The organism is Sphingorhabdus sp. (genome assembly GCF_046292425.1).
Classification (GTDB): Bacteria; Pseudomonadota; Alphaproteobacteria; order Sphingomonadales; family Sphingomonadaceae; genus Sphingorhabdus_B.
Window position 1 is genome coordinate 1 of sequence record NZ_JBKBQV010000016.1, and the last position, 22,994, is coordinate 22,994.

19 protein-coding genes are annotated in these 22,994 nt (G+C 54.7%); 12 read left to right on the plus strand and 7 right to left on the minus strand.

Translation table 11 applies throughout. The features are described 5' to 3' along the window. The coding region (locus tag ACK4S7_RS05140) for a glutamate racemase (protein WP_409644928.1) at nucleotides 1–563 on the minus strand (563 nt) is incomplete at its 3' end. A 121-nt stretch (nucleotides 564–684) separates the two neighbouring features. Here ACK4S7_RS05140 and plsY point away from each other — a divergent pair. From plsY to topA, 3 genes are all read left to right on the plus strand, one after another. Beyond that, a complete protein-coding gene (gene plsY, locus ACK4S7_RS05145) occupies nucleotides 685–1,263 on the plus strand; it encodes a glycerol-3-phosphate 1-O-acyltransferase PlsY (RefSeq protein ID WP_409644973.1) in 579 nt (192 codons plus the stop codon). Between the two features lie 5 nt (nucleotides 1,264–1,268). Continuing rightward, nucleotides 1,269–2,366, plus strand: coding sequence for a DNA-processing protein DprA (gene dprA, locus ACK4S7_RS05150; protein WP_409644929.1), 1,098 nt, complete (start codon nucleotides 1,269–1,271; stop codon nucleotides 2,364–2,366). 91 nt (nucleotides 2,367–2,457) lie between these two features. Continuing rightward, nucleotides 2,458–5,022 (plus strand): type I DNA topoisomerase, encoded by a 2,565-nt coding sequence (gene topA / locus ACK4S7_RS05155; RefSeq protein WP_409644930.1) that lies wholly within the window; start codon nucleotides 2,458–2,460, stop codon nucleotides 5,020–5,022. Nucleotides 5,023–5,138: 116 nt separating this feature from the next. On the opposite strand, the gene era is transcribed toward topA, so the two are convergent. The 3 genes from era to lepB are packed head-to-tail and all read right to left on the minus strand — an operon-like array spanning nucleotide 5,139 to nucleotide 7,554. Next, a complete protein-coding gene (gene era / locus ACK4S7_RS05160) occupies nucleotides 5,139–6,032 on the minus strand; it encodes a GTPase Era (RefSeq protein ID WP_409644931.1) in 894 nt (297 codons plus the stop codon). Beyond that, on the minus strand, nucleotides 6,029–6,697 hold the full coding sequence (rnc, locus tag ACK4S7_RS05165) for a ribonuclease III (protein ID WP_409644932.1): 669 nt from the start codon (nucleotides 6,695–6,697) through the stop codon (nucleotides 6,029–6,031). Before rnc ends, era begins: the two co-directional genes overlap by 4 nt. After that, on the minus strand, nucleotides 6,694–7,554 hold the full coding sequence (gene lepB, locus ACK4S7_RS05170; RefSeq protein WP_409644974.1) for a signal peptidase I: 861 nt from the start codon (nucleotides 7,552–7,554) through the stop codon (nucleotides 6,694–6,696). Before lepB ends, rnc begins: the two co-directional genes overlap by 4 nt. A 151-nt stretch (nucleotides 7,555–7,705) precedes the next feature. Between lepB and pgi the strand changes: the two genes are divergently transcribed. Continuing rightward, a complete protein-coding gene (gene pgi / locus ACK4S7_RS05175; protein WP_409644933.1) occupies nucleotides 7,706–9,208 on the plus strand; it encodes a glucose-6-phosphate isomerase in 1,503 nt (500 codons plus the stop codon). A gap of 96 nt (nucleotides 9,209–9,304) precedes the next feature. Next, a complete protein-coding gene (gene gorA / locus ACK4S7_RS05180; protein ID WP_409644935.1) occupies nucleotides 9,305–10,651 on the plus strand; it encodes a glutathione-disulfide reductase in 1,347 nt (448 codons plus the stop codon). Here gorA and ACK4S7_RS05185 read toward each other — a convergent pair whose 3' ends face one another. After that, nucleotides 10,652–11,281: a glutathione S-transferase gene (locus ACK4S7_RS05185; RefSeq protein ID WP_409644936.1), complete on the minus strand. Its 630-nt coding sequence runs from the start codon at nucleotides 11,279–11,281 to the stop codon at nucleotides 10,652–10,654. Nucleotides 11,282–11,406: 125 nt separating this feature from the next. Continuing rightward, nucleotides 11,407–12,348, minus strand: a complete 942-nt coding sequence (locus ACK4S7_RS05190) for a rhodanese-related sulfurtransferase (protein ID WP_409644937.1) — start codon at nucleotides 12,346–12,348, stop codon at nucleotides 11,407–11,409. Nucleotides 12,349–12,492: 144 nt separating this feature from the next. Here ACK4S7_RS05190 and ACK4S7_RS05195 point away from each other — a divergent pair, with 144 nt between their 5' ends. The 6 genes from ACK4S7_RS05195 to ACK4S7_RS05220 all read left to right on the plus strand — a co-directional run bounded on the left by ACK4S7_RS05195 (nucleotide 12,493) and on the right by ACK4S7_RS05220 (nucleotide 20,422). Beyond that, nucleotides 12,493–14,019, plus strand: a complete 1,527-nt coding sequence (locus ACK4S7_RS05195; protein ID WP_409644976.1) for an acyl-CoA carboxylase subunit beta — start codon at nucleotides 12,493–12,495, stop codon at nucleotides 14,017–14,019. Between the two features lie 9 nt (nucleotides 14,020–14,028). Beyond that, on the plus strand, nucleotides 14,029–14,496 hold the full coding sequence (mce, locus tag ACK4S7_RS05200; protein WP_409644938.1) for a methylmalonyl-CoA epimerase: 468 nt from the start codon (nucleotides 14,029–14,031) through the stop codon (nucleotides 14,494–14,496). Continuing rightward, nucleotides 14,493–15,107 (plus strand): glutathione S-transferase family protein, encoded by a 615-nt coding sequence (locus ACK4S7_RS05205; protein ID WP_409644939.1) that lies wholly within the window; start codon nucleotides 14,493–14,495, stop codon nucleotides 15,105–15,107. The genes mce and ACK4S7_RS05205 overlap by 4 nt, the downstream gene beginning before the upstream one ends. A gap of 9 nt (nucleotides 15,108–15,116) precedes the next feature. Beyond that, on the plus strand, nucleotides 15,117–17,258 hold the full coding sequence (scpA, locus tag ACK4S7_RS05210) for a methylmalonyl-CoA mutase (RefSeq protein WP_409644940.1): 2,142 nt from the start codon (nucleotides 15,117–15,119) through the stop codon (nucleotides 17,256–17,258). Continuing rightward, nucleotides 17,255–18,262, plus strand: a complete 1,008-nt coding sequence (gene bioB, locus ACK4S7_RS05215) for a biotin synthase BioB (RefSeq protein ID WP_409644942.1) — start codon at nucleotides 17,255–17,257, stop codon at nucleotides 18,260–18,262. The genes scpA and bioB overlap by 4 nt, the downstream gene beginning before the upstream one ends. Nucleotides 18,263–18,400: 138 nt before the next feature. Beyond that, nucleotides 18,401–20,422, plus strand: coding sequence for a biotin carboxylase N-terminal domain-containing protein (locus ACK4S7_RS05220; RefSeq protein WP_409644943.1), 2,022 nt, complete (start codon nucleotides 18,401–18,403; stop codon nucleotides 20,420–20,422). A gap of 99 nt (nucleotides 20,423–20,521) precedes the next feature. Here the strand turns inward: ACK4S7_RS05220 and ACK4S7_RS05225 are convergent, their stop codons facing one another. Continuing rightward, nucleotides 20,522–21,289 carry a cyclase family protein gene (locus tag ACK4S7_RS05225; protein WP_409644944.1) on the minus strand — a complete coding sequence of 256 codons (768 nt, stop codon included), beginning with the start codon at nucleotides 21,287–21,289 and terminating at the stop codon, nucleotides 20,522–20,524. 112 nt (nucleotides 21,290–21,401) lie between these two features. On the opposite strand from ACK4S7_RS05225, the gene ACK4S7_RS05230 reads away from it, so the two are divergent. After that, nucleotides 21,402–22,988, plus strand: coding sequence for an MFS transporter (locus tag ACK4S7_RS05230; protein ID WP_409644946.1), 1,587 nt, complete (start codon nucleotides 21,402–21,404; stop codon nucleotides 22,986–22,988). Nucleotides 22,989–22,994 lie beyond the last annotated feature (6 nt).

The window sequence follows — 22,994 nt, forward strand, 5'->3', positions numbered from 1 at the left end:
GCGACATCTAGGCGATCGCCACCGGGTTGCTCCATCAGGCCAACCATCGCCCGCGCGTAAATTGCGGGGTAAACAGCTTCGCCACGCATTTTTGCTTCAGCGGCATTCACAAGTTCGGGGGCAGCATGGCGGAGTAATGTCATGCCCGGTGCATGGTCGGCATGAAGTTTGTCAACATAGGACTGGCGGACCGTCGCTGCGGTCCCCAACAAGCCTATAATGCCGCTTTGCGTGGTTTCTGCCGCAGGCTTTATCGCCGGAACAGTTCCAACCACCGGAACATCCAAAGCGGCACGCACATGGCTCAGGGCGATGGTGCAGGCGGTATTGCAGGCAATAACGACCAAGCGCGGTTTATACCGTTCCACTAAGCGGCCAAGCAAGGCTGGCACCCGCGCTGATATTTCTGCCTCGGTCTTTGTTCCATATGGCAATCCCGCATAATCTGCGGCAAAAATGATCGGTGCATTTGGCAAATCTGCCTGAACTGCCTTCAAAACCGAAAGCCCGCCAATACCGGAATCGAAAAACAAAATGGGCGCGGCATTTGGAACAATCGTCATGCTTGGTCGGTAAACCGGACCGGCTTGACTGGCAAGCCGACAGTCTTGAGCGCGCGGAACAAAACAGCTACACAATACAGATATTTAGAGGATTCGTCTGGTGAATGATCTTTGGTACAACATGGTTGCCGGTCTCTTGCTGGGCTATGCCCTTGGCTCAATACCGTTCGGTTTGTTGCTCACTCGATTGTCGGGTGGGGGCGACATCAGAACAGTTGGTTCAGGGAATATTGGAGCCACCAATGTCCTGCGTACAGGGCGGAAGGGCATTGCTGCGCTCACGTTATTGCTGGACTTGCTTAAGGGGTTTTTTGCCGTGTGGCTCACAACCCGATTTCTCCCCGGCGGTGAAATCCTTGCTGCGGCGGGGGCATTTTTCGGGCATCTCTATCCCGTCTGGCTGCGTTTCAAGGGCGGAAAGGGCGTAGCGACTTACGCCGGGATTTTGTTCGGATTGTTCTGGGAGGGAGGTGCAGTTTACGCAGTCGCGTGGGTGGCCGTACTTTTCATTTCGCGCTTATCGTCCCTTGCAGGGTTAGTCGCCGCCGTGTGTGCGCCAATTGCCGCGGCCGTTTTTGGCCATTACGAACTGGTAGCGCTGCTTACAGCGTGCACGCTCATCATCTTTTGGAAGCATCGGTCCAATATCGAGAATTTGATTGATGGAACGGAACCCCGCATCGGCAAAAGCAAAAGCTGATAACGTTGGTGGGGGGCAGCCAGACTCAGCTTGATCAGCTCCGTCTGATCCGTTCACCTAATATCGGACCTGTAAGCTATCGTCAGCTTTTAGCACGTTTTGGTAGTGCCAGGGCAGCGCTTGAAGCCTTGCCCGACCTTGTCAGGCGCGGCGGCGGCAAGCAGTCCTTGCTTGCGGATGAGGGCGCAATGGTGCGTGAATTTCAATCTGTCCAAGCGGTGGGCGCAAGACACATTTTCTTGGGCGATCCCGATTATCCACAGCTGCTTGCTCACCTCGATAACGCGCCCCCCGTAATGTGTGTCAAAGGCAATCTGGCCCTTTTATCCCGCCCTGCCGTCGCGTTGGTTGGCGCTCGAAACGCGTCCGCAGGAGCGTGTCAGTTCGCGCGCCAACTGGCTTATGAACTTGGTCAAATGGAGTTGTCGGTTGTGTCCGGCCTCGCCCGGGGAATTGATACAGCCGCGCATGCCGGATCGATGGAAAGTGGAACCGTTGCGGTTATTGCAGGCGGAATCGATGTCGTTTACCCGCCTGAAAACAAGGGGTTACAGGAATCCGTCGCCGAAAGGGGATTGTTGATTGCGGAGCAACCCCCCGGCACGGAACCGCGCGCGAGGCACTTCCCGTATCGCAACCGCATCATTGCGGGAGCGACCGCTGGAACAGTGGTTATCGAGGCGGCTCCGAAGTCCGGATCACTGATCACGGCGCGACTTGCAGCGGAAGAGGGGCGGGAGGTTATGGCCATTCCCGGTTCGCCGCTTGATCCGCGATCTCGCGGTTGCAACCAACTTATTCGAGACGGCGCGACCTTGGTGCAGAATGCAGCGGAGATTGCAGAACTCATTCGGCCACTGGACGACCGCATGCAGTCACCAGTTACGCATTTCACGATGCCAACCATGCCGCTATCCAGCGATGACAGCAGCGACGAGCGTAGAGCTGTTATTGACCTCATGGGCATGACCTATGTCTCGGTCGATGAACTGGTGCGGCAGTCTGGCAGCAGCCAGGCTGTCGTCCAAATGGTGCTGCTCGAAATTGAACTTGCCGGAAAACTAGAGCGAGGCGCTGGCGGAAAGGTCCGTTTAACGGCGTAAAGTAAGTCTGCATTTTTCGTCTTGACGACCCCCCTTTCACCCCATCAGCCTATACGCGTACGCGAGAGTTTTTAGAAAAGCACAAAATATCATGCAATTAGTTATTGTTGAATCACCTGCAAAAGCCAAGACAATCGAGAAATATTTAGGTCCCGGATTCAAGGTGCTGGCATCTTACGGCCACATTCGCGATTTGCCGCCGAAGGATGGTTCGGTCGACCCCGACAATGGTTTTGAAATGCTGTGGGATAATTATGCCGATAAGGCGAAGCAGCTCAAGGCGATCACTGACGAAGCGAAAAAAGCTGATGGCCTGATCCTTGCGACGGACCCTGACCGCGAAGGTGAGGCAATTAGCTGGCATGTGCAAGAAGTGCTCGCCAAGAAAAAGGCGCTGCCTGCCAACGTCGGGCGCGTAACATTTAACGCAATTACCAAGCAGGCAGTCACTGATGCCATGAAGCATCCGCGCGCTTTGGACGTCGACCTGATCGATGCCTACCGGGCCCGCCGTGCGCTTGATTATCTAGTCGGCTTTACGCTGTCGCCTGTACTGTGGCGTAAATTACCCGGTGCAAAATCCGCTGGCCGCGTCCAGTCAGTAGCGCTGCGCTTGATTGTCGAGCGCGAACGCGAAATCGAAGCGTTCCGTGCGCAGGAATATTGGTCGGTTAAGGCCGGGATGGAGCATAAGGGGCAAAAATTTGATGCCCGCCTCACTCAATATCTTGGTAAAAAGCTCGACAAGATGGATCTGAAGACCGAGGCGGACGCGGAGATGGCGCGCCTCGCAGCGGAATCGGGCAATTTCATTGTAGAAAACGTGGAAACAAAGCCTGTGACCCGTAATCCACAGCCTCCGTTTACCACTTCAACCTTGCAGCAGGAAGCTGCGCGCAAGCTGGGCTTTTCTGCCAGTCACACGATGCGTATTGCGCAAGGGCTTTATGAAGACGGCGCCATTACCTACATGCGGACCGATGGCGTCCAAATGGACCACAGCGCTATTTCGGCCGCACGCAAATCTATCTCCGATCGATTTGATAGCGGCTATTTGCCAGAAAAACCGAGGGTCTATCAGACCAAAGCAAAGAATGCGCAGGAAGCGCATGAAGCCATACGGCCTACTGATTTCGACAGGGACAAAGTGGGATCAGGCGACCATGGACGGCTGTATGACCTGATTTTCAAGCGCGCGATGGCCAGCCAGATGGCATCGGCGCGTATGGAACGCACAACGGTCGATTTGCTTGACGGGACCGGGCAAACCGGACTGCGCGCAACCGGGCAAGTCATGAAATTTCCCGGGTTCCTTGCTGTCTATGAAGAAGGCCGCGACGACAGCGACAGCGAAGATGGCGCAATTTTGCCCGCAATGGTAGTTGGGGACTCGCCGGCCAAACACGCAGCAGAAAAAACCCAGCATTTCACACAACCGCCGCCCCGTTTTTCGGAAGCAACCTTGGTTAAGCGCCTCGAAGAGTTAGGCATTGGGCGCCCCTCCACGTACGCGTCCACAATCCAGGTCTTGAAAGATCGTGCTTATGTTCGGGTAGAAAAAAACCGTTTCTTTGCAGAGGAATCCGGTCGCCTCCTCACAGCGTTTCTAGAACGGTTTTTTGAACGATATGTGGCGTATGATTATACCGCCGGTCTTGAGGATCAGCTTGACGAAATCAGCGGCGGACGTGCCGATTGGCAGACCTTTCTCGAGGCGTTCTGGCGCGATTTTAAGCCAAAGACTGCTGAGGTCATGGAGCAGAAACCATCCGAAGTGACGGCTGAGCTTGATATCTTCCTGTCGCCATATCTGTTTCCCGAGCGTGAAGATGGCGCCGACCCGCGCCTTTGTCCCAAATGTGGTGAGGGCAGGCTTGCCTTGCGTGGCGGGAAATTCGGCGCTTTTGTGGCCTGCTCAAATTACCCGGATTGCAAATTTACCCGCAAATTTGCGCAACCCGGCGGCGAAAATGGTGAAGATACGGGGCCTGAAATTTTGGGACAGCATCCGGAAACGCAGTTGGAAGTCAGCCGTAAATCCGGTCGGTTTGGACCTTATTTTGAGATGGGCGAGGGCAAGGATGCAAAAAGGGCGTCTATTCCGAAAGACATTCCCGCGGAAGACATTGGTCTCGAATGGGCAATCAAGCTATTGTCGTTGCCACGGACGGTGGGAATTCATCCAGAAAGCGGAGAGCCGGTTACCGCAAGCATTGGACGATATGGGCCGTATCTTGCCCATAATGGCAAATATGCGCGGCTACAGTCGACGACCGAAGTATTTGAAACTGGCATGAACAGCGCCGTTGTGAAATTGGCGGAGGCCCTTGCCAACCCTGGCCGTGGCCGTGGAGCTGCTCGTGCGCCCTTAAAAGAGTTTGGCAAGCATCCACGTACGGAAGCAGAAATCAAGTTGATGGAGGGGCGCTTTGGTCCTTACGTGACCGACGGCACAACCAATGCGACATTGCCGAAATCGATTTCGCCAGACGAGTTGACACTTGAGGAGGCTGCGCAGTTAATCGATGCGCGCGCAGCCATGCCGCCAAAGGGCAAAGTCAAGAAAAAGGCAGCGCCTAAAAAGAAAGTAGCCCCGAAGAAGGCGGCCGCTAAGGCTAAGCCAGCTACAAAACCTAAGGCTAAGGCGAAGGTTTAAATTGCACAACGTCTCACCGGCAAAGGCTGGTGCCCATTCGCCTATTAGTTACGAGAAGCGATGATCGCACCAGCCTTCGCCCAAAACCAGCAGCTAGGCTGAACCTTCAACCACGGCTAATCCACCCATTCAAGCCCGATATCGCGATACAAGCTGCGGTCTTCATCCCATTTGGCGTGCACTTTTACGTGCAAATAGAGATGAACCTTCACACCCATTAACTTCGCAAGCTCCATCCGCGCCGCCTCGCCAATAGCCTTGATACGTGTACCGCCTTTACCCAGCACGATTGCGCGCTGTGTTGGCCGAGCAACGAGTATCTGCTGGTGTATTTCCAGCGAGCCATCCTCGCGTTCGCTATATTTTTCCGTCTCGACGGCGCTGGCGTATGGCAATTCCTCGTGAAGTTGTAGGTACAACTGCTCGCGTGTGATTTCCGACGCAATCAAACGGTCGGTCGCGTCGGACACCTGATCTTCCGGAAAATGCCATTCGCCCTCCGGCATATTATCGGCAAGCGCAGTTTTGAATTCTTCCAACCCGTCACCCGTTGCAGCGCTAATATAGTATATTTGTTCAAACGCGCATTTTTCCGTTAATTTGGTGGTCAGGGCGAGCAATTTATCTTTGGCCGCAATATCTACTTTGTTCAATACGAGCCATTTACGCTCCGGACGATCTTTCAGGCCTTCAAGGATCTTTTCGACCTTTGGGCCGGCGCCAGCACGCCCGTCCACGATTAAGGCAATTAAATCGGCGTCGCCTGCGCCATCCCAGGCGGCTGCCACCATCGCGCGGTCAAACCTGCGCTGTGCCGCAAAGATGCCCGGCGTATCCACCAGTACAAGCTGCGTTTCTCCTAGCAAAGCGACACCTAACATGCGTGTACGGGTGGTTTGCGCCTTAGGACTGACAATCGCGACCTTTTGGCCGACCAGGGCATTAACTAAAGTTGACTTGCCCGCGTTGGGTGCGCCGATAATGGCGACATGTCCGCATCTTCTGGTCATGCGTTTGCTTCCAAAAATGCAAGGGCTGCGCCAGTTTCGGCAGCCTGTTTGCTGTTGGCGGTTGCCGTGACAGGCGGATAGCCCTTCACAGTGACTGTGATTTCAAATCTCATGGCGTGGGGGGGGCCTTCTTTTTTAGTGATGACATATTCGGGAACCTTGCGGCCGTTGGCGGCGCACCATTCCTGTAATTCGGATTTGGGATGTTTGGGGGCGCCATTTGTAGTTTCAAGAAGTGGCCCCCAGAGCCGTTCTATAAGCTCGCGGGCCACGGGTAGGCCATGGTCGAGGTAAAGAGCGCCAATGATTGCCTCCATGACGTCACCCAATACATTGTCACTTTGCTGCGCGCCATCATCGCGCGCCTGCTTGCCCAATCGAATAAATGGCGGCATCCCAGTTTGCCGGGCAATTTCGGCACAGGTCACGCCCGACACCAGCGCATTCAATCTGTGGGAAAGGCGGCCCTCCGCCTCGTCCTTATGTCGATGATACAGCATGTCAGCAATAACGAGCCCTAAAATTCGGTCGCCCAAAAATTCGAGCCGTTGATAGTCCGGTTGCCCAGTGCTGCCATGCGTGAGTGCGCGGTGGTACAGCGCTATATCCTTTGGCTGTTCCGGAAGTAATTCCGACAGCCAAGCCTCTTGTTCATCGCTGGTCAAAATCCCTGTCCAATGCGGTCGGCGCGGGTAGCCGTGAACCAAGTCCATGGCAGCAGCCAATGTGACGATCCGTCGGTTGAAAACACCGACACAAGTGCGCGGCCCACAAGATTCTCCTGCGGCACGATCCCAATGGCTCCGGGTTTGTCGACCGGGGACCATCTGCTGTCCGCGCTGCGATCGCGATTGTCACCCATCAGGAAAAGATTTCCTTGGCCGACGACGAAAGCTTCAGTATTGTCGCCCTCCAGACCGTTTTGAAGATCGAGAATCTCATAGCTTCTGCCCTCAGGCAGTGTTTCGCGATAACGGGGGTAGCGACATTGCGTCCCTCCCTGCACCGCTGGTTCCTCCATATCTGGACGCCAGCATGGAAAGGGGTTGCGGTCCAGTTCTGCGGTGTCGCGCATATTCTGTGTAACGGGGATCACCAAGTCAGCGATGCGCTCTTTTTTCACGGCGACACCGTTGATTTCAAGAATACCATTCCGCATTTGGATGACATCGCCTGGAAGACCAATGACGCGTTTAATATAATCGGTCCCGTTCGACATCGGAGCTTTGAACACCACAACATCACCGCGCTTTGGCTGGCTCGCAAAGATGCGACCCGGGATAATCGGTATAGAGAAAGGAAGGCTATATTTGGAATAACCATAAGGCCATTTGGCGACGAGAAGATAATCCCCGATCAGCAAGCGTGGTTGCATGGATTCCGATGGGATGTTGAAAGGTGAGATAATAAAACTGCGCAAAACAAATACGAACAGTGCAAGCTTCAACAGGAAGCTGCCATATTCGCGCCATTCTGAATGGGGTGGGGCTGAATCCTGCGGCTGAGGCGCAGTTGCGTTCAAATTGCCCGTATTGTCGGTAGTTAAAGTCACAAATTCTCGCAAAATAATGTCGTCGGGTGACGGATTGGCTGGCCTTTTATCGCGTAGGCGCGTTATTTGCCAGCGCCGAGATTCACCGGCAGCGGCTACGCAACCAATTAAGGAATAAATGATGACTGATAACCTCTGGACCGAGCTGGAACGACATCAGCCGAAACCCCTTGTTGAGTTGTTCGCCTCAGACGATAATCGGGTCGACAACATGACAATCGAGCAATCGGGATTGCGTTTCGACCTGTCCAAAACCCATCTGGATGAAGCAGCATTAGCCAGTTTTTCAAAACTCTCGCAGAATATGCAGATTGATGCTGCAAAGACTGCATTGTTTTCCGGAGCGGTCATCAATGTCACTGAAGGGCGTGCAGCGGAACATCCTGCCGAACGCGGTAATGGTGACGCAGATGCCGTGGCCCATGCGCGTGCGCTTCAAGACAGAATGCGCAGCTTGGTGGAGGCGATCGACGCGGGCTTCATGGGCGACATCCGCCACATATTACACATTGGAATTGGCGGGTCAGCACTTGGTCCAAAGCTACTAATAGACGCATTGGGACGGGATAGCGCACGTTATGACGTCAAAGTCGTATCAAATATAGATGGCGCCGCACTGACCGAGGCAGTGAAAGGCATGGACCCGCACAAAACGATAGTCGCAGTTGCATCCAAAACCTTCACCACGACCGAAACATTGCTGAATGCTACCAGCGCCATGGAATGGATGACAGACGGCGGCGTTGCCGACCCATATGCTCAATTTGTCGCCCTGACAGCTTATCCGGAAAAAGCGATTGAATGGGGCATCGACGAAAGCCGGATATTGCCGTTCAACGAAGCGGTAGGCGGCCGTTATTCCCTGTGGTGCTCCATCGGCTTTCCAGTGGCACTTGGTCTTGGCTGGGCAGTTTATCAGGAATTGCTGGAGGGCGCATCGGCAATGGACCGGCATTTCCGCAATGCGCCCGTCATGGAAAACGCGCCGATGATGGCCGCATTTGCCGACCTTTATTATGCGCAAACCAAGGCCTGCCAGACGCGGGCGGTTTTTGCCTATGACGAACGGTTACGCTTGCTGCCCGATTATCTTCAGCAGCTGGAGATGGAATCAAACGGCAAATCGGTGACTGCAGGCGGAGCGCCGTTGGGACGGAACAGCGCACCGGTGACTTGGGGTGGCGTTGGCACTGATGCCCAGCACGCCGTATTCCAATTGCTGCATCAAGGGACGCATCTGATCCCCGTCGAATTTATCGCTAGCAAAACGCCCGGCCATGATTTCGATACTGCTCATCATGAAACCTTGCTCGTCAACTGCTTCGCCCAGGGGGCGGCGTTGATGGCAGGGCAATCATCCGATGATCCTGCACGCAACTATGTTGGCAACCGGCCCTCAACAACAATCCTGCTAGACGATGTGACGGCTTCAACGGTCGGTGCGTTAATTGCCTTTTACGAGCATCGGACGTTCGTGAATGCTGTTTTGCTGGGGATTAACCCGTTTGATCAATTCGGCGTTGAGTTGGGCAAACAAATCGCCAAACGCATAAGCGACAATGGCGCGATCGGCTTTGATCCTTCGACAACTGCCCTTATCGAGGCTGCGCTTGGTGATGTCTAAGCGATTGGCAATTGCGCGATAAGACAAAGCGAGAATACCCATTGGTAAATACATGATTGTGTTCCCATATCGAGGTGACACAGGAAAGAACGATAGATGGCTGAATATGATTATGACCTTTTCGTCATCGGCGCTGGTTCCGGCGGCGTGCGCGCTTCGCGGATTGCGGCATCGCACGGCGCGCGTGTGGCAATCGCCGAGGAACATCGCGTCGGCGGCACTTGTGTCATCCGCGGATGTGTGCCCAAAAAGCTGTTGGTTTACGGATCCCACTTCGCTGAGGATTTGCATGATGCGAAACGTTTTGGCTGGAACACCGAAGGCGCAACGTTCGATTGGAACGTCCTTCGCGACAATGTTGCCGCCGAAGTAAACCGCTTGGAAGGCCTTTACGGCCAGACACTTGGGAATAACAAAGTCGAGACTTTCCGCGAACGCGCGATATTGACGGGTCCCAATTCAGTTCAGTTGGCAAGCGGGCGTGAGATCACTGCGACAAATATCCTGATCGCAACTGGTGCCTGGCCATCGGTTCCCGAAATTCCGGGGGCTGGCCACGGTATTACGTCTAACGAAGTGTTCAGCTTACCCGAACTACCCAAGCGCGCAGTGATTGCCGGTGGCGGCTATATCGCTAATGAATTTGCAGGTATTTTCAATGAATTGGGCGTTAAAGTTCAGCTTGTGACCCACGGTGACCGCGTATTGCGCTCCTATGACGACGAGATTGTTGATCGACTGGTCGACATTAGCCGCCAAAAAGGCATCGACATCCGCTTCCACTTTTCCATTAAAGCGGTGACCAAGCAAGATGATGGCAGCTTATTAATCGAGGGCGAAAATGGTGAGACGTTAGAGACCGATTTGCTGTTGTGGGCTATTGGCCGCACCCCCAACAGCACTGGGCTTGATCTGGCTGACGTTGGTGTGGAACTTGGCATTGACGGATCTGTGAAGGTCACTGACGATAGCCGCACCAACATACCCAGCATCTATGCCGTAGGCGACGTCACCAACCGTGTGCAATTAACTCCGATTGCGATCCGAGAGGGTCATGCCTTTGCCGATAGCGTTTTTGGAAATAACCCCCGCACGGTCAATTATGACCATATTCCGACCGCTGTTTTCAGCAACCCGCCAATCGCCAGTGTCGGCATGACCGAGGCTGAGGCACGAGCCAACTATGATGACGTCAAGGTGTACAAAAGCGATTTTCGTGCGATGAAAAACGTTCTGGCCGATCGTAATGAACGCGCTTTGTACAAGATGGTAGTGGCTGGACCAGACGAGACGGTTATCGGCCTTCACCTTATTGGCCCCGACAGCGGAGAGATTCTTCAAGCAGCGGCAATTGCGGTAAAGGCAAAACTGACCAAGCAGGATTTTGATGACACTGTCGCTTTGCACCCAAGCATGTCCGAAGAACTGGTATTGATGAAATGATCAGGAAAAGATGGTCGGGGGGTCGCCGGTTTTCCATTGCGGGTAGCGGACCATGATTTTTGCGAAAAGTGTACTGTCCGTCAGCGCGGCAAGCCATATTTGAAGCGCTTGCAGAGGCTGTGCCGCAAACCAGTCTGCATCGCTGGCGGCAAACTGACGAACGAATGGAAATAACGCAATGTCGGCAAAAGCGGGATTGACGCCCCCCAAAAAAGGCGTCGCGCCCAATCGGACATTCCATTGCAACAGATAGGACAGGGCAACATCACGATGTTCCCTGCCGTCGATTAGTCCATAACGATGCGGATATTTGTAGCGGTCTAGCGCATGCTTAAAAGGGCCGTCATTAGCATCAACTAGGTCAAGCCCCTCATACCCTAGCCAGCCCTCCGGATCACTCTGAGCGAGCGCCCAGCGCATGATATCGATGCTTTGGTCCAAAACAATGCCGTTTGGCTGAATCAGCACCGGAACAGTGCCTTTCGGCGACGCCTCCAACATTTCAGGTGGCTTGTCCCGCAGCACAACTTCGCGCAGCTCCACCCGAGTACCGCTCACGGCAACCGCCATCCGCGCGCGCATCGCGTACGGGCAGCGGCGGAAGCTATATAGTATGGGGAGTTGGGTCATTTTACTTTTGCACGCGCGATTGATTTAAAGACATCTCGGCTATGCTCGACACGATCGGGAAAGTAAGTAATATCCCGCCAGAACCGATCGGGCCGAGCGTAGCCGAGAGGCCCTGGAAACGCGCTTTATCCATGATCACGCGGGTTAACGCCGATATGTTGTTTGCCGCGCTTTCTAGCTAATGCAATTTGTCTCTGCCGCTCGGCAAACCGCGCCCGGTCTTCATCCGTACGTTCGGCAAAACAGGCTGGGCAGGATACGCCTTCGACAAAATGCTCCGACGCCTTGTCCTCTTGAGATATCGGGCGGCGACACGCATGGCATAACTCCATTTCGCCAAGCTCCAGTCCGTGCTTAACGGAGACACGCTCATCGAAAACGAAGCACTCGCCCTGCCATTTGCTTTCGGCTTCCGGCACATTTTCGAGGTAGCGCAATATTCCGCCTTCAAGATGATAGACCTCCTCTATGCCTTCAGCTTTCAAAAATGCGGTCGATTTTTCGCAGCGAATGCCGCCCGTGCAGAACATTGCAAACTTTGTTTTGCCTGCCGCCAGTTCAGCGCGATGTGCGCGAAACCATTCAGGAAATTCGCTAAAGGATTTTGTGCGGGGATCGATCGCGCCTTCAAAGGTGCCAATCGCCACTTCATAATCATTCCGCGTGTCAATCAGAACGGTGTCCGGGTCGGAGATCAGAGCGTTCCAATCCTCTGGCTGCACATAAGTCCCAACCTCGCGCTTTGGGTCGATGCCCTCAACGCCAAGGGTTACGATCTCTTTTTTGAGCCGCACCTTCATCCGGTAAAACGGCATTTCCTTGGCATGCGAATATTTCACGTCGAGCTCAGCGCAGCCCGGAATATCGCGCAAAAACGCGATCAGCGCGTCAATTGTTGCGGGATCACCGGCAACCGTCCCGTTAATGCCTTCATGCGCAAGCAATATCGTGCCCTTGATTCCTCCAGCGGCACATTGCTGCTGTATACGCGGTTGCAATTCTTCAGGCGCTTCAAACGAAACAAATCGATAGAGCGCAGCAACCTTGATGGGATAAATATCTTCCATGACGCGGCCCTATAACGAGCTTTTATCATTTTTGCAGCTTCCAATATCACCTCTGAGAAATGCGATTTAATCGCACGATTAATTTGCAATTGCCGCATCACGATGCCAAAGCTTCGCGCAACAAAATTGCTTATGGGGAATGCCATGTCGGCAAATATCGCTGAACTGGAACTGAGGCGCGCTGCGTCCAAATTGGGTGGCGGGCAAAAGCGCATCGATGCGCAGCATGCGAAGGGCCGCCTGACTGCGCGCGAGCGGCTCGATATCTTGCTCGACGAAGGCAGCTTTGAGGAACTCGATGCTTATGTAACGCATAATTGCACCGATTTCGGTATGGCCGACCAGAAGATTCCTGGCGACGGCGTCGTTACTGGCAGCGGCACGATAAATGGTCGCTTGGTCTATGTTTACAGCCAGGATTTCACAGTGTTTGGCGGTTCGTTGTCCGAGGCCCATGCAATGAAAATTTGCAAAGTGATGGACAATGCGATGAAGGTCGGCGCACCCGTTATTGGCCTTAACGACAGTGGCGGCGCGCGTATTCAGGAGGGCGTGGCATCACTCGGCGGGTATGCAGAGGTTTTTCAACGGAACGTGCTCGCTTCTGGGGTTGTGCCCCAGATCAGCCTTATCATGGGCCCGTGCGCGGGTGGTGCGGTTTATAGTCCAGCAATGACCGACTTTATCTTTATGGTGAAGGATTCGTCATATATGTTCGTCACTGGCCCTGATGTGGTCAAGACAGTGACCAATGAAGTGGTGACGCAAGAGGAACTGGGCGGAGCAATTTCGCACACCACAAAATCTGGTGTTGCGGACAATGCGTTCGAAAATGACGTCGAAGCTTTGCTGTCGGTCCGCGACTTCTTCGACTATTTGCCTGAAAACAACCGAACCGGGGTCCCCCAGCGGCCAACGGAAGACTGCTGGGACCGGATTGAACCCAGCCTCGACACATTGATCCCGCCAAGCGCAAACCAACCCTATGATATGCATGAACTGATCCGCAAAACGGTTGACGAAGCCGATTTTTTTGAGGTTCAGCCGACGCACGCGGCAAACATCATTATCGGGTTTGGCCGTATTGAAGGACGGACTGTAGGTATTGTTGCCAATCAGCCAATGGTGCTGGCTGGCGTGCTTGACATCAACAGTTCCAAAAAAGCCGCGCGTTTCGTGCGATTTTGCGATGCGTTCGAAATTCCGATCATCACTTTCGTTGACGTCCCGGGATTTTTGCCAGGCACGGCGCAGGAATATGGCGGAATTATTAAGCATGGCGCAAAACTTCTGTTCGCTTATGCTGAGGCGACCGTGCCCAAAATCACCGTCATAACGCGCAAGGCCTATGGCGGCGCGTATGATGTGATGGCGTCTAAGCATTTACGCGGTGACCTAAACTACGCATGGCCCACCGCCGAAATCGCCGTAATGGGCGCAAAGGGCGCAGTCGAGATCATCTTTCGTGGTCTCGATCCCGACGGAATTGCCGAGAAAACCAAGGAATATGAAGACCGCTTCGCCAACCCGTTTGTTGCCGCGAGCAAAGGCTTCATCGACGAGGTCATTTACCCACATTCGACGCGCAAGCGGATTGCTTTGGGCTTACGGAAATTGCGAAACAAGGCGTTGGAAAACCCTTGGAAGAAGCATGACAACATACCGTTGTGAGAAGCTAACATGAAACTCGGCCGCCTAAACCATTTTGGCGTAGCAACGCCGTCTATTGCCGACAGCATTGCGTTCTATCGCGATGTGCTGGGTGCAACCAAAATCCACGAACCGTTCGATTTGCCCGATCAAGGTGTAAAAGTATGCTTTGTCGACACGCCCGGTGCCGATGGGGCGCTTGATGGCACTCAGATCGAACTGATTGAGCCACTACCCGGCAATGTCTCCATTACGTCGTTTCTGGAGAAGAACCCGGCAGGTGGGCAGCATCATGTCTGCTACGAAGTGCCCGATATCCACGTCGCCAAGGCGGAGTTTGAGGCCATGGGCAAGCGTGTGCTGGGCGAACCGCGCATCGGGGCCCACGGGACGCTTATATTCTTTGTACATCCCAAGGATATGCAAGGCGTTCTGACGGAAATCATGGAAGTCCACGCCGACGGTGCAGCGGCCCACGCAAACGGAACCGGATCGTGATCCTATACGATACGCCAAGTCCGGCCCCCAATCCACGCCGAGTGCGCATGTTTGCGGCAGAGAAGGGCATCAATCTGCCGCTGCAACCCGTTTCGCTGATGGCGCGCGAACATAAAAGCGCCGAACATCTCGCCCGTAATCCGCTTGGCCAGGCGCCAGTGCTCGAATTGGACGACGGCACGACAATATCGGAAAGCGTTGCAATTTGTCGTTATCTGGAAGCGGCTTATCCAGAGATTCCTTTGTTTGGCGTCAGCGCACTTGAAATTGCCCAAATCGAAATGTGGATCCGGCGTACAGAATTTACGCTCGGCGGACCGGTGCGTAATTACTGGGTCAACGTCCATCCGTTTACCGCACAGGTTGTGCCGGAACGGTTTGAGGAATTCGGCAATGCCAATGTCCCGCACGCGATGGCTGCGATGGGCGTATTTGACGCTGCGCTGACGCACAGCAAATTCATTGCCGGCGAAGGAATTTCAATGGCAGATATAGTGTTGCTGTCGACTATCGATTTCGCTGCGTTTATCGGGCTTGCGATGCCTGAAAGCCTGACCAATTTGCGTCGCTGGCACGACGACATGTCGGCCAGACCAAGCGCGCGTGCTTAAGGATAGTTCATGACTAAGTCAGATATTACAGACTGGGCCGCAGCAGCGGCAAAAGAGGTCAAGGACAGGGACCTGACGTGGCACACGCCCGAGGGTATTGCTGTGAAGCCGCTGTACACTGCTGAAGATGCAAGCGGGAAGGGGATCGACCCCGGTCTTCCGGGCTTTGCCCCATTTACCCGCGGTGTGCGCGCGTCCATGTATGCGGGTCGCCCTTGGACCATTCGTCAGTATGCCGGCTTTTCGACTGCCGAGGAATCCAACGCATTCTATCGGAGGAACCTTGCTGCAGGCCAGAAGGGTTTAAGCGTCGCGTTCGACCTTGCCACCCACCGTGGATACGACAGCGACCATCCGCGAGTTGTCGGCGACGTAGGCAAGGCTGGGGTCGCGATTGACTCGGTCGAGGACATGAAAATCCTGTTTGACGGCATTCCACTTGATCAGATGTCGGTAAGCATGACCATGAACGGCGCGGTCATCCCGATACTCGCATTCTTCATTGTAGCAGGCGAGGAGCAGGGCATTTCGCAAGCTCAGCTAGACGGCACGATCCAGAACGACATTCTCAAAGAGTTCATGGTGCGCAACACCTATATCTATCCGCCTGAGCCATCTATGCGGATTGTGTCGGATATAATTGCCTACACAAGCACGCACATGCCCAAGTTCAACAGCATTTCGATCTCTGGCTATCATATGCATGAGGCTGGCGCGACTGCTGTGCAGGAGCTTGCCTTCACCATCGCGGACGGCAAGGAATATGTTCAGCGCGCAATGGCCTCCGGTCTTGATATCGATGCATTTGCGGGGCGCTTGTCGTTCTTTTTTGGCATCGGCATGAACTTCTTCATGGAAGTGTCCAAGTTACGTGCGGCGCGGACTTTGTGGCACCGCGTGATGGACGAACTTGGTGCAAAGGATGAACGCTCCAAGATGCTGCGCACGCATTGTCAGACTTCGGGGGTGTCGCTGCAAGAGCAAGACCCCTACAACAACGTCATCCGCACGACGATTGAGGCCATGGCGGCGACCTTGGGCGGGACGCAATCTTTGCACACCAATGCGCTCGATGAGGCCATCGCATTGCCTACCGATTTTTCGGCACGGATAGCGCGCAACACGCAGATCGTGCTGGCCGAAGAGAGCGGGATTACAAAGGTCGTCGATCCGCTCGGGGGTTCTTATTATGTCGAGGCTTTAACTGCGGAACTGGTGGATCAAGCCTGGAAAATTATTGGTGAAGTCGACGCGCTTGGCGGCATGACCAAGGCGGTAGCCTCCGGCATGCCAAAGCGTCTTATCGAAGAGGCCGCCGCAGCGCGTCAGGCGCGCGTGGACAAGGGCGAGGACGTCATTGTTGGCGTCAATAAATACAAGCTGGCAATTGAAGATCATCTGGATACGTTGGAAGTCGACAATGACTTTGTCCGGCAAGGCCAGATCACACGTCTTGCCGCCACCCGCGCCGCACGTGACGAGGCGGCATGTCAGGCAGCGCTGAAAGCGTTGACGCAAGGTGCCAAAACGGGCGCAAACCTCTTGGCGCTGGCAGTCGACGCCGCACGGTTACGTGCGACGCTTGGCGAAATCTCCGATGCCATGGAACTGGTATTCGGGCGCTACGCAACGACGCCAGTTCCGGTTGAAGGCATTTATGGAAGTGCGTACGAATTTGACAAGCGCTGGGCGCAAGTCGTTGATGGCGTCGCGTCCGTTGAGCGGCGCTTGGGCCGCAAGCCGAAGTTGCTTGTCGCGAAAATGGGGCAAGACGGGCATGACCGCGGAGCGAACGTTATCGCATCTGCCTTTTCCGACATGGGCTTTGATGTCATCAGCGGGCCATTGTTCCAGACACCCGAAGAAACCGTTGTTCTTGCGCTGCAGCACGACGTCGACGCCGTCGGCGCATCTAGCCTTGCGGCGGGACACAAGACACTTATCCCCGACCTCGTAAAGGGCCTGCGCGAAGCAGGACGCGGTGATATCAAGGTGATTGCAGGCGGCGTCATCCCGCCTCAGGACTATGATTATCTGCGCGAGGCAGGCGTTCAGGGTATTTACGGCCCCGGAAGCAATGTGGTGGAATGTGCCGCGGATGTTTTGACATTATTGGGGCACAACATGCCGCCTTTGGGAGAAACCGCTTGACCGTCCGCACTGATTGGAGCCGCGCAGAAATTGCTGCCTTGTTCGACCTGCCGTTCGATGGGCTGGTCTATCAGGCGCAGACCGTCCATCGCGCGCATCATGCTGCGGGACAGATTCAGCTCTGCACTTTGCTATCCATCAAGACCGGCGGCTGTCCGGAAGATTGCGGCTATTGCTCGCAATCTGTAAAGGCAGACAGCGGCGTTGAGGCGACCAAGTTGATGGACGTGCAGGCGGTGTTGCAAAAGGCTGCAGAGGCGGCAGATGCTGGCTCGCGCCGTTTCTGCATGGGCGCCGCTTGGCGTAACCCCAAGGACCGTGACATGCCAGCGATCGTACAAATCGTTCAGGGCGTACGTGCTATGGGCATGGAAACCTGCATGACTTTGGGCATGCTCTCGCCAAGTCAGGCAGATATGCTGGCTGCGGCTGGACTTGATTACTACAACCATAACATCGACACCTCGCCCGAGCGTTATAACGAGATTATCACCACGCGGACCATGGAGGACCGGCTCGATACGCTGGCCGAAGTGCGCCGCGCGGGCATCAACGTCTGTAGCGGCGGGATTGTAGGCTTGGGCGAAACGCGCGCGGATAGGGTTGGCTTCATCCACACGCTCGCAACCTTGCCCCAACATCCAGAAAGTGTGCCGGTTAACGCGTTGGTACCAGTGAAGGGCACTGTGCTGGGCGACATCCTCGCCGATACACCGCTTGCGAAGATCGACGATATCGAATTCGTCCGCACCATTGCCGTAGCGCGTATCACCATGCCGATGAGTATGGTGCGGCTCAGCGCGGGACGCGAAAGCATGTCCGAGGCGACGCAAGCATTGTGCTTCATGGCTGGCGCGAACAGCATTTTTACGGGCGATAAGCTTCTCACCGCAGCCAATGCAGGTGATGATAAAGACGCGGCGATGCTGGCAAAGCTTGGGCTTGTGCCGATGGAGGCGGAAGAGCCGCTCCGGGCGTGCAAGGCGTTGGAGGCGGCGGAGTGAATTCAAATTCCTGTCCTGATAAACTTGTTTCACCGCTGGTGACTGACGTTTCAACAATTTTTTTTCAGCAAGAACCGAGGGTGCGTTCGGCACCATGGACCCTGAACCAAGTTCAAGGTGACGGTTTGGGAGACCGATATGTTTAAAAAGATCCTGATCGCCAACCGTGGCGAAATCGCCTGCCGGATCATAAAAACGGCCCGCCGCATGGGAATCGAAACGGTCGCGGTCTATTCCGACGCCGACGCGCGCGCACCGTTTGTGCAAATGGCTGATGAAGCGGTGCATATCGGACCTTCGCCCGCCGCACAGTCTTATTTGATCGCCGACAAGATCATCGCGGCATGCAAGCAAACCGGCGCGGAGGCGGTTCATCCGGGCTACGGATTCTTGTCCGAACGCACCAGCTTTGCCGAGGCGCTGGCAGCCGAAGGCATCGCCTTTATCGGCCCGCCGGTAAACGCGATTGCAGCAATGGGCGACAAGATTGAATCGAAGAAACTGGCGATGTCGGCCGGCGTCAACGTCGTGCCGGGCTTTGTTGGCGAGATTGACGACACCGAACATGCAGTACGGATTTCGGAAGAGATCGGTTATCCGGTGATGATGAAGGCAAGCGCTGGCGGTGGTGGCAAGGGGATGCGGCTTGCTTACAACGAACAGGACGTGCGCGAAGGGTTCGAGGCGACGAAGCGCGAAGGACTCAATTCGTTCGGTGATGACCGCGTGTTTATCGAGAAGTTCATTCTCAACCCACGACACATAGAAATCCAGATACTGGGCGATCAGCACGGCAACATCCTGTACCTTAACGAACGCGAATGTTCGATCCAGCGGCGCCACCAAAAGGTTGTGGAAGAGGCGCCTTCGCCTTTCGTCACGCCCAAAATGCGCAAGGCAATGGGCGAGCAGTGCGTCGCTCTGTCACGCGCGGTTGGTTACTATTCCGCCGGAACGGTAGAACTCATCGTATCGGGCGCCGACCCAAGCGGCGAAAGCTTCTACTTCCTCGAAATGAATACCCGGCTTCAAGTCGAACATCCAGTGACCGAGTGCATCACCGGCATCGATCTTGTTGAACAGATGATCCGCGTGGCCGCGGGCGAAAAGCTGTCCATGACTCAGGATGATATCAAGATCGACGGATGGGCCATCGAAAACCGCGTTTATGCAGAAGACCCCTATCGCGGCTTTTTGCCAAGCACAGGGCGGTTGACCCGATATAAACCGCCCGTTGAAGGCTGGACCGATGACGGTGCCGAAAACGGGCGTCGGGGCATAGACGGCATTCGCGTTGACGATGGTGTTTATGATGGCGGCGAAGTCAGTATGTTTTATGACCCCATGATAGCCAAGCTAATCACTTGGGGGCCAACCCGCGACGATGCCGCTGACCTCCAAGTTGCAGCACTCGACCGTTTTGAAATCGAAGGTCTTGGCCATAACATCGATTTCGTCAGCGCGATCATGCAGCACCCGCGTTTCCGCTCGGGCGAACTGACAACAGGCTTTATCGCTGAGGAGTATCTCGACGGATTCCACGGTGCAGCATCGACGCCTGAGCTGATAAAGTCGCTTGCTGCTATTGCAGGCTTTGTCGCAACAGCAGAGGCCGACCGCGCCCGTCATGTAGACGGGCAATTAGGCGATACGCTGGAGCCGCCTTCGCGTTGGCAGGTAAAAATCGGCCAGGTCATCCACGAAATCGAAATGATCGATGGCGACATGCACGTGGATGGCGCACATTTCGACCTGTCTATGGAATATGACCCGGGCGACCGCCTGATCGAGGCCGAAGTCGGCGACGAAGAACTCGCCGTAAAAATCATGCGAACGCGAACGGGCTTCAAACTTGCGACGCGCGGTGCAACACACGTTGCCCGTGTCTTGCCAGGACATGTTGCGCATCTTGCTCATCACATGATCGAAAAGATACCGCCGGACTTGTCCAAGTTCCTGATCTGCCCAATGCCGGGCTTACTTACAACCTTGCATGTCGGCGAAGGTGATAAGGTCGAAGCGGGTCAACCGCTGGCCGTGGTGGAGGCAATGAAAATGGAAAACATCCTGCGCGCGGAAAAGTCAGGGACGGTCAAGCAGGTGAACGCGAAAGCCGGCGACAGCCTGGCCGTAGACGCCGTGATCCTGGAGATGGAGTGATCGGGACGGCCAGGCTAATTTGCGCTGCAAAGCCGTCTATGGAACACAGTAATCGGGCACGTTCAGCATGAACTTTGCTCCGAGCCCATTTCCTGCATCTTAGTCCAAAATCGCTACGGCTCTTATCCAGCCCGCACTCGCCCTTTCGATCTTCACCGGAAAGCATGATAGCGTGAAACCGCACGCAGGCAACGCTTCCAGATTGGTCAACTTTTCGATCTGGTAATAAGGCTGGATTCGTCCTGCCTTATGCCCCTCCCAGATAATCGCCGGATCACGTTTTTCGGCCCATCGCTTTGCGGTATGGCTAAAGGGTGCATCCCAACTCCAGGCGTCTGTGCCGACGACCTGAACGCCGCAACTGGTCAAATAAAGCGTTGCTTCGGCCCCCATGCCCACGCCCTGGTCCGTAAAGCTTTCCGTTCCGTATACCGCGCCAGACTGCACTAGAACGATGTCGCGCGGTTGCAGAGCATATCCAATGCGCTTCAGTTCGTTTTCAACCTCTGCGGCGCTTACGACATGCCCGGAAGGCAAGTTGGAAAAATCGAGTTTCACCCCGGGCCCAAAAAACAAATCCAGTGGTGCTTCATCAATTGAAGGGGCAGGGCTCGTCCCTCCATTTGTGGTCGAATGAAAGTGCCACGGCGCATCCATGTGTGTACCATTGTGGGTGGACAGGGTAAGGCTCTCCACGGCCCAGCCTTCACCGTCGGGCAAATCTTCTTTTGTCAGCCCGGGAAAGAACATTGCGATCTGTTCCCACGTATTTTCATGAGTCATATATTGAATTTGTGGCCGCATGACGGGGGGATCGGATATCACATCGTTCGTTATGGGAATCGAAAGATCAATGAATTGCGGCATTTGTTTCTCCTCAGACCATGAGGCTAATGCGGCTTGTGGATAAGCGCAACAAGCGGCTTGAACGCTTCAGCGTTGGCATTAAGACGAAAACAAGGGTTTTTAGGGGAACAACATGGCAAGCGCCGCCGATACCGAAATCATTCTTGATCCAAAACGCGACCGGCTCGTCATAACGGCTTCGTCATTGGGAACCGTCTTCGAATGGTATGACTTTTTTGTCTACGGAATATTGGCGGCCCTGATCGGGAAGCTGTTTTTCCCTGCTGACAATCCCACGGCGGCGACGCTGGCGTCACTCGCAATTTTTGGCGCAGGCTTTGGGGTGCGACCATTCGGGGCGATCTTGTTTGGCTATTTTGGCGACAAAATTGGTCGCAAGTATACCTTCCTTGTCACAATCACTTTGATGGGTGTTGCTACCGCGGCGATTGGTCTGCTGCCAACCTTTGAGACAGCAGGTGTCTGGGCAGCAGGACTGCTTTTGCTTATGCGTTGTCTTCAAGGGCTCGCGCTTGGCGGCGAGTATGGTGGGGCCGCGATTTATGTCGCGGAGCATGCGCCTGACGGCAAACGCGGCCAATACACGAGCTGGATACAGGCATCGGTTGCAGGCGGGTTTTTGCTCGCGGTGATCGTTGTGCTCATCACGCGTCAGTCGATGAGCACGGAAGCATTTGAATCATGGGGGTGGCGGGTGCCGTTCCTGACATCGATATTATTGCTCGCTATTTCACTCTATATGCGACTTAAATTAAAGGAAAGCCCGGTTTTCAAAGCGATGAAAGCGGCTGGAACGACTTCCAAAAACCCATTTCTTGAGAGCTTTCAATATCCGGGCAATGTCGGGCGGATATTTGTCGCGCTATTCGGTGTCGCCGCAGGATTGACGGTCATTTATTATACATCGCAGTTTGGCACCCTGTACTTTTTAACAGGAACCGCGCGTGTGCCGGAAACCGACGCGCTTTTGTATATGGCAGTCGGGGCAGCATTGGCCGCGCCGACGTATGTTGCATGCGGCTGGCTGTCGGATAAATGGGGCCGTAAACGGCTGCTCTTGCTAGGGTACGGCCTGTCGATAGTCGGGGTATTTCCTATATTCTGGATGATGGCAGATGCCGCCAATCCAGCCTTGGCGCGGGCCACAGAGAGCAATCCAGTAACTTTATCCATGCCCGAATGCGATTTTAATGCACTTAACCGTGTGCATGAAAGCGAATGTGCCCAAGCGCTCAATTTTCTAACAAAACGCGGCATTGCCTATAGTAAGCAGGCGGGGGAGACCGTTTCGCTCCAAGTCGGCGATGCGCAGTTAGAAGGCTTTGAAGAAAAAGCGTACATCACCGCATTAGAAAAAGCTGGCTATCCAGACAAATCAGATCCCGCTCAGCGCCAGCCCTGGAAAATTATTCTCGCGGTGTTCCTGATGGTCGCCCTTTCAGGAATGACTTATGGGCAGGTTGCAGCAATCCTCGTTGAAATGTTTCCGGCCAAAATTCGCTACACGTCAATGTCGATACCTTATCATATTGGCGCAGGCTATTTCGGAGGGTTTTTACCTTATATTTCGCAATATATCGTGGCGCAAACCGGACAGCCCTTTTCAGGGCTTTGGTACACCGTCGGCGTTACCGCGCTGGCGTTTGTCGTCGCTTTGATCTGGTTGCCGGAAACTTCGGGAAAGACGAAGCTGGATTGACAGGGC

Coding starts and splice junctions, on each gene's coding strand:
- plsY (WP_409644973.1), top strand. CDS start 685: ATGGTTGCCGGTCTCTTGCTGGGCTATGCCCTTGGCTCAATACCGTTC.
- topA (WP_409644930.1), top strand. CDS start 2,458: ATGCAATTAGTTATTGTTGAATCACCTGCAAAAGCCAAGACAATCGAG.
- era (WP_409644931.1), bottom strand. CDS start 6,032: ATGACCAGAAGATGCGGACATGTCGCCATTATCGGCGCACCCAACGCG.
- pgi (WP_409644933.1), top strand. CDS start 7,706: ATGACTGATAACCTCTGGACCGAGCTGGAACGACATCAGCCGAAACCC.
- gorA (WP_409644935.1), top strand. CDS start 9,305: ATGGCTGAATATGATTATGACCTTTTCGTCATCGGCGCTGGTTCCGGC.
- ACK4S7_RS05185 (WP_409644936.1), bottom strand. CDS start 11,281: ATGACCCAACTCCCCATACTATATAGCTTCCGCCGCTGCCCGTACGCG.
- ACK4S7_RS05190 (WP_409644937.1), bottom strand. CDS start 12,348: ATGGAAGATATTTATCCCATCAAGGTTGCTGCGCTCTATCGATTTGTT.
- ACK4S7_RS05195 (WP_409644976.1), top strand. CDS start 12,493: ATGTCGGCAAATATCGCTGAACTGGAACTGAGGCGCGCTGCGTCCAAA.
- mce (WP_409644938.1), top strand. CDS start 14,029: ATGAAACTCGGCCGCCTAAACCATTTTGGCGTAGCAACGCCGTCTATT.
- scpA (WP_409644940.1), top strand. CDS start 15,117: ATGACTAAGTCAGATATTACAGACTGGGCCGCAGCAGCGGCAAAAGAG.
- ACK4S7_RS05220 (WP_409644943.1), top strand. CDS start 18,401: ATGTTTAAAAAGATCCTGATCGCCAACCGTGGCGAAATCGCCTGCCGG.
- ACK4S7_RS05225 (WP_409644944.1), bottom strand. CDS start 21,289: ATGCCGCAATTCATTGATCTTTCGATTCCCATAACGAACGATGTGATA.
- ACK4S7_RS05230 (WP_409644946.1), top strand. CDS start 21,402: ATGGCAAGCGCCGCCGATACCGAAATCATTCTTGATCCAAAACGCGAC.